This window comes from Lysinibacillus sp. NPDC047702 (genome assembly GCF_050272555.1).
GTDB lineage: Bacteria > Bacillota > Bacilli > Bacillales_A > Planococcaceae > Lysinibacillus.
Genome location: NZ_JBNNMG010000059.1, coordinates 25,969 through 34,721 on the forward strand (window position 1 = coordinate 25,969; position 8,753 = coordinate 34,721).

Here is an 8,753-nt window from a genome sequence, read left to right on the forward strand (position 1 = left end):
AGAATGATAAAGATGGATAAATACGTAATTGTGATGATGGATGGAGCAAAGGTTTCAACAACAGGGGTTAACTTAAGTACTGTTGCTACAATATTCAATTCTAATAATACGATTGCTGCTAAAATCGGAAAGAAAAGTATGAGCAAACATTTAGTTTCTGCAATCGTTAAGATGGAAGCCTTTAATAAAACAGAAGACAGAAATGTCACAATAAAAGTAGGTGAGACGCTATTATTCACTAACACAACGAATCCGAATAAACTATTAGATTCCTTAACTAGTGATATTAATAAAAAACCGTATGCCATGGTCAATGATGAAATTTTAATCAACCGAGCTATGTATCAATACGCAGAAGTTGATGAGGAGCAAAATACTGTGGAAACTGAAACGCAAGCATAAGGCTTAGCGTTATTTTTATTGTCTAAAATACCAAAGGCTTGGAAATTTGCCTTTCACAGATAAATGGTGGAGGGCTTTATATCGAAAAAAGGAAGGTGTCAGATGAAAACAGACACACTATATACATCACTTGTAGGCGGCTCAATGGCATGGGTCGCTTATTTTGTAGGTGGGATTGACCATTTAATAAAGGCGTTAGTTATATTTATGGTTATCGACTATTCATTAGGTTTTATGGTTAGTTTAGTCTTCAAGAAAACTGAAAGCAAAAAGATGTTTAAAGGCTTAATTAAAAAGACGGCAATGGGTTTAATGGTCATTGCTGCAGTACAACTAGACCAAGCTACAGAGAGTGGCAATTTTATGCGTAATGCTATGATTCTATTTTTGATAGGCATGGAAGGTATAAGCATGATAGAGAACCTAGGGAAATTAGGCATTAAAGTACCAAAATTTCTTGCAAATGCATTTGCACAATTACAAACTGATAATGATGATAAAAAGGGTGATAAACAATGACTAACATTACAACCACATGTCGAGATCTTGCTGAACTATTACCTGCAGCACAAACAGCTTGCCGACTTTTGTTCCAAGAGTGTTTTAAAGCTGGCATTAAAAACATTTTCATTACCGAAACGCACCGTAGCCAAGAACGCCAGAATTACTTATATGCTCAGGGGCGTACTAGACCTGGGCAAATTGTTACCTGGACACTAACTAGCAATCATAAGTCTCGGCTAGCTTGGGATATTGCTGTAGGTCCTCCACAGTCTTTATATGATGTAACTACTCTAAATCGGGTGGGGACTATTGCACGTAAGCTTGGCATTACATGGGGTGGCGATTGGGTAGGTAGTATTGATCGACCGCATTTTGAAGTTAAATCATCATGGAAGATGCCTGCAGGTTATAAGTTAGAAGGAACCGTAATCGTGCCATCAAATAGTAAGTTAAAAGTACAATTAATCGTAGAGGATAAAAAGGAGGAAATCAAAATGACTCAAACATGGAACCCTGGTTCACCAGCTATGAAAACTGAGGCTGAAAACTTTATTGCACAGGCGGTTGAAGATAGTATTATTAAGGAATCACACTTAAAGGATTTACAGAATGGTACAATGACCACTGATCGGTTAATTGGGTTGTATATTACGATTCAGCAACGTAGAAATAAATAATATGAAAATTGATTAATTATTGGTAAACTATAGATATATTGAAATTTTAAGGAGAAGATGCAATATGAAAAAGATATTAATGTCAGGAATCATATCATTAGGACTCCTATTCACTGGGATTTCAAGCACTAATGCTGCATATCCAGAGATGAAACCTACAAAATATTTAACCTTCGATAATCAAGATGATTATAAAGACTTATTAAAAGGTAAAGGCTATACAAAAGATAACTGGGTTATGGTAATGGAGAAAGATCCTTGGATTATGATGCCAGGATACTCAGGAGTACGAGAAGTAAAAGGATTTACTAACGGCAAAAAGATATTCAGAAAACGACATATGTGGAAAGATGATGAGCACCCTATTGTATTCGAAGAAGGTAAGCGTTATTTGTTTATATATGATATTGATAATAGATTAAATGACGGTATTCTTGAGATAATCGAAATTCCAGAAAAATAACCATCAATGACCAGGTAATCACAAAAAATGTGAGCCTGGTCATTTTTTATTTTAACTAGAATAGCTATTTAATCACACGTTTCAACATACAGATTTACCTACTGACCAATTATATTTTGGAACCATCCTCTAGTATAAAATTACTTTCAAATCTAACTCCACAAATCTTTGCTATCTCCTCTAACTCGCTAACTTTAAAATCATCACGACGCATTTTATTAGATAAGTTTTGAGATGATGTACCTAGAGCTTCAGCTACTTCAGTTACAGTCATTCCCGTTTTAATTAAAAGAATTTTTATAGATTCTGTTTTACTCAAAATAACACCTTCTTTCAAAATCAGTTGATACTAAAATTATACACTTTAAAATTACAATGTAAACTATTGAATTAATTTATAAATTAAAAAGTGTTTACTTTGTAATTTATATATGTATAATGAAACTTATAAGTTTCAAAAAAGTTGTTTCAACTTGAAGGAGGAAGTTATGTCAAAATTACACTTATTAAACGAAATATCAACAGTTGTTAAAATGGCCTGTGATGTTATTGATGAGACAAAACTTGCTTTGTATTTAGATGATTTATTATCCACATATTCGATTGAAATAAAAGACGAGATTAATGTTTCAGAAAGTAATGATAATTTACTAACTATGTATGTCAATGCTATTAAACTAGAAAACTATTCAACTTCTACTATTACTAACTATCAATACGAATTAAAACGTTTTATAAAATTTGTACAGAAAAATGTTTTGCGTGTTACAACAGCAGACATACGTCAATATCTTGCTGCTCAAAGTCATTTAAAAAGTGGTACTATCGCTACTAAACTAACTATTATAAGTTCTTTTTATAGCTGGTTGGTGCAAGAAGAAATGTTACTGAAAAATCCGACTGCAAAGATAAAGACTCCAAAAACACCTAAAAGGCTTCGAGAGGGATTAACTATTGAAGAGTTAGAACTTGTTAGAGAGTCCTGTGAAACAATGCGCCAACGAGCTTTAATTGAAGTATTTTATAGTACAGCATGTCGATTGAGCGAACTAAGTTCCCTAAATATTAAAGATATAAACTGGCAAGATATGAGCGTGATTGTATTTGGAAAAGGCAGTAAGGAAAGAAAAGTATTTTTAAGTTTCAAGGCTCTCTATCATTTGAAAAGATATTTAAAATCACGTACAGATGATTGTGAAGCATTATTCATTACAGAACGCCAGCCATATAGAAGATTGACTAATAGGGGAATACAATTTCAAATAGATAAAATAGAACAAGTTGCCCATGTAAGTAAGCCATTAACACCTCATGTAATGCGACATACATTCGCTACGCTTGCAATGGACGCAGGGATTGAGTTAGCTGATTTACAACACCTTTTAGGTCACGAAAACCCTTCTACAACGCTAAGGTATGCCCCGGTGAGTGAAGAAAGAAAACGTGATGCATTTAAAAAGTATCATGTCCAATAAGAAGGTAGTTGCAATTAAAGAACGTATGTTCTATAATTCGTTTTAACAGAACGTACGTTCTTTAATTTAGAGGAGGGAATCAAATGACAGATTTTAATCCAGTTCCAAAAGTAGCCGAAAAAACAAAATCTAAGAAAAAAGACCCATCCAAAAAAGTTGCAGAAAAACCAAAACAGCCACCAAAGCATCCTGAACGTGATGAATTTGATCTTGAAGAACTAGCGTTTAGTTTGAGTGAAGCTTTTGAGGAAAAGAAATATAAGATGTTTGCTGTATACAATCAAGATGAACCGTTATCAGGGAAAGTAACAAAAATGGATTCAAACACCAAATTAATACACATACAAGATAAATATTTTAATGTTCATAAAGTACATTTTTTAGATATTTTAAGTGTTTCAAATATGGAATAAAGGGGACTTGTGAATGGCAGTAAAATATAAATTTCCACTAAATAAATTTCTAGATGTTACACAAGAAAAACCTGATCTATTAAATATGGTAACTGCTAATATACCCAGTGATACAGTTACACGAATTTATGAGTGTAAAGATACATCAATCATACACAGCATAAGTAGTAGCTCTAATCATGCAAGTATTTCCAACGCCAAAGGTTATGAGTACATTCAGGAATGGGAAATCAGATATGCAGTCGATCACATATTAAATGTTGATTATTCTAATGTAAGTATGCTGGTAAGTAGTAATGGAGTAATTCATTTATATGCCAATAAGGGAACTACATTAGTAAATTAGGAGAAAAAATAATACCAGTAATCTCGGAAAGAGAGGTCTTAAATTCTTCTAGATTTCAATAGAAAACAGGGTCACAACATAAATGACCCTATTATGACCCTGCTAAATGGTATAAAGTTGAGTAACTGTGATTCGTGAAATTTCGGAAAAATTAAGAGGTTGTTAATTTATGAGTAGGAATGATAAATAGTGGAGTAGCGGTGGTTCAATTCACATATAAGAACGTAAAAAACCAGGTCTACGCGGCGCTCGTCGTGCACCTCAGTTCTCAAAACGTTAATATACCAATGGTTATCGGCTCTTTCCCCTGTCCGGGAGAGAGCCATTTTTATCTTCAATTTCACGTTTTGACCCCATTTTGACCCCGCTATCATCTAAAAAGTTTTTACATTGCTTTTTTCCTTCATAAAATCACTTAATCTTTCCGTAACACTTTGTTGAGTTTCCTCTAAAATATGAGTGTATATATTTGCAGTAGTTTCAAGTCGGGCATGGCCGAGTTGTATCTGCACTTCTTTCAATTGAGCACCAGAAGCAAATAATAATGATGCATAGGTATGTCGCAATCCATGCACTTTAATATCTTTAACACCAAAACGCTTACATAATGATCTTAATGTTTCGTTGGGATAACCTAATCTCAACGGTTGTAACTCATCCCGTATAAATAAAAATTTTTGTTGTTCATTTTGTCGTCCAAGTGAGAAGCGGATTTCTCTATTTACCCTCATTAACCTAGTTAACAATTCAAATGTCTCATCATCCAGTTTTATTTTACGTCTAGCGTTCTTTGTCTTTGGAGTGAGTAAAATATATTCTCCATTCTCCCAATACAGTGTACGACGCACATGGAGCTCCTTAGACTCTTTCATAATATCTTGGTCTTGTAAAGCTAACAATTCACCTTTACGTAACCCAGTCCATACTAATGTGTGAAACATAGCATAATTACGCAAGTCGCAAAATTCTTTTGCATTTGTTAAAAATTTTGTTGTTTCTTCTCTAGTCCATACGCCTTCAAAAGCCTCATTATCCTCTGCTATGTGTTTATCTAGAGCTGGATAGATAATATATTCTGTAGGGTCATGTGTTATGTAACCCTCCTGTAAAGCATATTTAAAAACTAAACGTGCCTGGATTACGTAATCTTTAAAAGATGGCATTGAATTAGCCATTTTATTTACGAAATCTTGAAAATATTTTTTGTTTATTTCTGCAATCTTCAGCTGAGAAAAATAGGGTAAGATCCATTTGCTGAACTTATTACTTTTAGCTTTAATAGTTGATGGTTTTAGTGTCTGACTCTGACCTTCCCACCATTCATTAAAAACATCCTGATAAGTAAGATCTTTATTATTAGCATAACTGTCCATTTTATTTTCTTTCAAAATTCGTTCTACTGCTGCAACTGCTTCACTTTTCTTTAAAAAACCACGTCTAGTTATACGAATTGGTTCTCCTGTTTGTGGATTTTTACCCACATACATTTTTAAGAGCCAACGTTCTCCTGATTTTGTTTTGTACTTTTGATAGGATGCCATATAACAATCTCCTTTTAAATTTCTAGTATAGTAATTAAATAATCAGCATGTTGCCCATCCGTTTCTGAGGAATTTAACAAAACGTAATACACGCCACTAAATTTGATTACTTTGCTGCCTTTTTCCCAATAATCGATTTGTAAATATGCCCCGAATCGTTCTACAATTTCTTGAATACTCTTTATGGCAAACACCCTCCGAACGTTTGTTCTTTTATAGCTAGAAAAAAATAGCCCAATCGAGCTTATTAATCTAGTAGAACAATATTTATTTAAATTTTATGCAATTTATTAACTACCACCTCCAATATCCTAATAGGCCTTAGAATTAGGACATTTTCATGGTTATGTCCTAATTCTTATTTATTATGTTTTTTTGCAATAAATGTGTCATAAAATATTTTTAAATCATTTAGGTCATCTTCTGGAGCTGCACCTAAATTTTTATACCATTCACGTAAATCAGAATCGGCAATAAAGTTTTCAAATGTTATTTCATTGTTAGAAGTATTTTCGTGTCCCACAAGTTCATCAATAGATATTTCAAAAACTTCTGCCAACTTAGTCAATGTATCTATATCGGGTTCGCGTGTACCACGTTCATACGCTCCATAAGTTGCTCTAGCAACATCAATTTTTTTAGCCATTTCTTCTTGTGATAATTTTAAATTTTTTCTAAATCTAATTAAGTTGTTACATAAATCCACGAAACGTACCTCCTTTCACTATATATCTATCTTAAACGCTACAAAATGTAGAATCAAAATACTTTTTTGATTAGCTTCAAAAAAGAGCATAATGGTATTGACACGCTACAAAATGTAGCTTATTATGATGTTATAAATCTTGTTAGGTGGTGAAAAAATGCAAAAGACACGCAATTGGTTAAAACAATTGAGGGTATCTAAAGGTTATACACAAGAGCAAGTTGCTGAGAGCACTAAAATGAGTAGATCATTATATGGTCACATTGAATCTGGAACTAGAGGCGCAACGGTAAAAAACGCAAAAAAAATAGCTGAACTTTTAGAGTTCGATTGGACACTTTTTTTTGTGAATGATAGCTACGAAATGAAGCTAAAAAATAAAGTTTCTTGAAAAAAGCTACAAAAAGTGTCTTTTTGGAGTATGATTTCCTCACTATAAATTAACACAAAGTGAAAAGGGGATAAATCAGTCCACTATACCTTTTAAACATCCGTCCTAATAGCTAACACAGCGGTAGCAACGTTAATTAAATCGAAAGGTGGTGTAAGCATGATTTTAAGATTTGTAATAACTATATTGCTAGGAAGAAAAAAGCAATATATCAATGTTGTGAAAGTAGGAAAGCGGAATGTACTCATTCAAATTGAAGAATACACTCCTGCATCTGTAATACTTCAAAATCCAGATGATTAATCAAATTTTCCCTTTAAGTAAAAGGAATGAAGGTCGTTCTTCTTCGATTTTGTTTGTGATAGAAGAATATAGTTCAATGTCTTGATTGATATTACCTAGATCAATAGGGTTGTCTGGCATAGATTTAAGTAATTCTAATTCTTTGATTTTCTTTGAAAAATGACCGTAAATCAGTAACAAATCTTCTGTAGTGAAATCAATTGGCATATGTATCACCTCCAATCTACCAATAGTTTAGCAGATTGGAAATACTTCGGAAAATAGGAGGTTCAATCATGACTCAATTAGTTTTCATCAATACAAACAACCAGGCAGTAACAGATAGCTTAACAATCTCCGAAATGTTTGGAAAAGAACATAAGCATGTTCTACGTGACATTGAGATACAAATTGAAAAGTTAAAAGAAGCTGGTGAGTTGGAATGGGGGGTGTCCAACTTTGGGCAGGCCCATTACCAACATCCACAAAATAAACAATGGTACCCAAAATACAATTTAACTGAAGATGGGTTTGCAATTGTAGCCATGTCTTATACAACTCCAGAAGCTATGAAAATGAAAGTCAAATTCATAGAGGAGTTTAAGAGAATGCGAGTATTTATCCAAGAGCAACATGTAAAGCCACTTTCTGAAAAAGAACAGCTCAAAGCTTCTATGAGACTATCACTGGAAACATCCGAAGAGGTTGAAACTCTCAAATTGGAAGTTAGTGAAGTGAAAGAAACTGTTCAAACTATAGTTAATACCATGCGTATTGATGGCAGCCAAGAAGCCCAAATCCGCAAACGTGGTAATGAAGCGGTTATGGAAGCACTTGGTGGTAAAGATGCCAATGCTTACAAACAACTAAGTAAACAAGTATTTTCAGCCTTTTGGCGTGATTTTAAAGATCATTTTCAAATACCACGTTATGGTGATTTACCAAGATCATGTTTTGCGGATGGTATCAAATTTATTTCTATGTGGCAGCCTTCCACTTCATTACGAATGGACATTACGACTTGTAACGGACAACAACATCTAAAGTTAGTAGATGGTGGTGTAAATTAAAAATTGTTAGGCGAGCAACTTAAAGGATGGTGTTCACCGATGAGTATAAAAGAACGAATTGAAAAAATAGACTCTCTTGAACTTGAGTTATGGGAAAGAAAAATTGAGTTAGTTGCCGAAAGAGCCTACTTAAAAGGTGTACAAGATGGGCAGTCAAAGTGTAACTATCCGCCAACTCTAACAAAGAAAGATTTAATTGAGATTTTCCAAACTTCTAAATCTTCTATAAATAGACTTGTATTAAGAAAAGATTTCCCAAAGATTATACCGATGGTTGGCAAGTATCCCAGAGATAAGGTATTTGCGTGGATCGACAGAAATTCCACTGGTTCTTCAGAAAATATACTCAAGTTTCAAAGAATCAAATAGAAGAGACCAGGGCAAATGGCCTCTACTAAACTACTAAACTGTTAAGAGGTTTGGGCAATAAACCTCTTGCCTATATATTAACTTATTTGCCAATTATACTTTGTTCCGCTTTTG

Annotated in this window: 16 protein-coding genes and 1 pseudogene; 12 read left to right on the forward strand and 5 right to left on the reverse strand. The window is 33.6% G+C overall.

From position 1 onward, the window contains the following. Positions 1-12 precede the first annotated feature (12 nt). The 4 genes from ACQKIM_RS21695 to ACQKIM_RS21710 all read left to right on the forward strand — a co-directional run bounded on the left by ACQKIM_RS21695 (position 13) and on the right by ACQKIM_RS21710 (position 2,046). The gene (locus tag ACQKIM_RS21695) at positions 13-402 is read left to right on the forward strand and encodes a hypothetical protein (protein ID WP_427548017.1); all 390 of its coding nucleotides are present in this window, start codon (positions 13-15) and stop codon (positions 400-402) included. Positions 403-504: 102 nt separating this feature from the next. Further along, positions 505-921 carry a phage holin family protein gene (locus ACQKIM_RS21700; RefSeq protein ID WP_427548019.1) on the forward strand — a complete coding sequence of 139 codons (417 nt, stop codon included), beginning with the start codon at positions 505-507 and terminating at the stop codon, positions 919-921. Further along, complete coding sequence (locus ACQKIM_RS21705; RefSeq protein WP_427548021.1) at positions 918-1,583, forward strand: M15 family metallopeptidase; 666 nt, start codon at positions 918-920, stop codon at positions 1,581-1,583. The genes ACQKIM_RS21700 and ACQKIM_RS21705 overlap by 4 nt, the downstream gene beginning before the upstream one ends. A 64-nt stretch (positions 1,584-1,647) precedes the next feature. Next, positions 1,648-2,046 carry a hypothetical protein gene (locus ACQKIM_RS21710; protein ID WP_427548023.1) on the forward strand — a complete coding sequence of 133 codons (399 nt, stop codon included), beginning with the start codon at positions 1,648-1,650 and terminating at the stop codon, positions 2,044-2,046. Between the two features lie 109 nt (positions 2,047-2,155). Here ACQKIM_RS21710 and ACQKIM_RS21715 read toward each other — a convergent pair whose 3' ends face one another. Continuing rightward, the gene (locus ACQKIM_RS21715; protein ID WP_427548025.1) at positions 2,156-2,365 is read right to left on the reverse strand and encodes a helix-turn-helix domain-containing protein; all 210 of its coding nucleotides are present in this window, start codon (positions 2,363-2,365) and stop codon (positions 2,156-2,158) included. Positions 2,366-2,534: 169 nt separating this feature from the next. Between ACQKIM_RS21715 and ACQKIM_RS21720 the strand changes: the two genes are divergently transcribed. From ACQKIM_RS21720 to rpsI, 4 genes and pseudogenes are all read left to right on the forward strand, one after another. Then, the gene (locus ACQKIM_RS21720; protein WP_427548027.1) at positions 2,535-3,521 is read left to right on the forward strand and encodes a tyrosine-type recombinase/integrase; all 987 of its coding nucleotides are present in this window, start codon (positions 2,535-2,537) and stop codon (positions 3,519-3,521) included. Positions 3,522-3,604: 83 nt separating this feature from the next. Further along, complete coding sequence (locus ACQKIM_RS21725) at positions 3,605-3,934, forward strand: YolD-like family protein (RefSeq protein ID WP_427548029.1); 330 nt, start codon at positions 3,605-3,607, stop codon at positions 3,932-3,934. Between the two features lie 13 nt (positions 3,935-3,947). After that, on the forward strand, positions 3,948-4,280 hold the full coding sequence (locus tag ACQKIM_RS21730) for a DUF1827 family protein (RefSeq protein WP_427548031.1): 333 nt from the start codon (positions 3,948-3,950) through the stop codon (positions 4,278-4,280). 220 nt (positions 4,281-4,500) lie between these two features. After that, positions 4,501-4,560 (forward strand): annotated as a pseudogene (rpsI, locus tag ACQKIM_RS21735) (30S ribosomal protein S9); the annotation flags it as partial. 94 nt (positions 4,561-4,654) lie between these two features. Here rpsI and ACQKIM_RS21740 read toward each other — a convergent pair. From ACQKIM_RS21740 to ACQKIM_RS21750, 3 genes are all read right to left on the reverse strand, one after another. Further along, a complete protein-coding gene (locus ACQKIM_RS21740; protein ID WP_427548033.1) occupies positions 4,655-5,821 on the reverse strand; it encodes a tyrosine-type recombinase/integrase in 1,167 nt (388 codons plus the stop codon). A gap of 14 nt (positions 5,822-5,835) precedes the next feature. After that, entirely contained in the window at positions 5,836-6,015 is a 180-nt protein-coding gene (locus ACQKIM_RS21745; RefSeq protein WP_427548035.1) for a hypothetical protein, read from the reverse strand. A 164-nt stretch (positions 6,016-6,179) separates the two neighbouring features. Continuing rightward, a complete protein-coding gene (locus tag ACQKIM_RS21750) occupies positions 6,180-6,527 on the reverse strand; it encodes a helix-turn-helix transcriptional regulator (RefSeq protein WP_427548037.1) in 348 nt (115 codons plus the stop codon). Positions 6,528-6,684: 157 nt separating this feature from the next. Here ACQKIM_RS21750 and ACQKIM_RS21755 point away from each other — a divergent pair, with 157 nt between their 5' ends. Both ACQKIM_RS21755 and ACQKIM_RS21760 read left to right on the forward strand, forming a co-directional pair. Next, complete coding sequence (locus ACQKIM_RS21755) at positions 6,685-6,918, forward strand: helix-turn-helix transcriptional regulator (RefSeq protein ID WP_427548039.1); 234 nt, start codon at positions 6,685-6,687, stop codon at positions 6,916-6,918. Between the two features lie 159 nt (positions 6,919-7,077). Continuing rightward, entirely contained in the window at positions 7,078-7,221 is a 144-nt protein-coding gene (locus ACQKIM_RS21760) for a hypothetical protein (protein WP_427548041.1), read from the forward strand. Here ACQKIM_RS21760 and ACQKIM_RS21765 read toward each other — a convergent pair whose 3' ends face one another. Then, complete coding sequence (locus tag ACQKIM_RS21765; protein WP_427548043.1) at positions 7,222-7,428, reverse strand: hypothetical protein; 207 nt, start codon at positions 7,426-7,428, stop codon at positions 7,222-7,224. Between the two features lie 68 nt (positions 7,429-7,496). Here ACQKIM_RS21765 and ACQKIM_RS21770 point away from each other — a divergent pair, with 68 nt between their 5' ends. Further along, positions 7,497-8,270: an ORF6C domain-containing protein gene (locus tag ACQKIM_RS21770; RefSeq protein WP_427548045.1), complete on the forward strand. Its 774-nt coding sequence runs from the start codon at positions 7,497-7,499 to the stop codon at positions 8,268-8,270. Positions 8,271-8,309: 39 nt separating this feature from the next. After that, positions 8,310-8,639: a hypothetical protein gene (locus ACQKIM_RS21775; RefSeq protein WP_427548047.1), complete on the forward strand. Its 330-nt coding sequence runs from the start codon at positions 8,310-8,312 to the stop codon at positions 8,637-8,639. Positions 8,640-8,753: the final 114 nt, after the last annotated feature.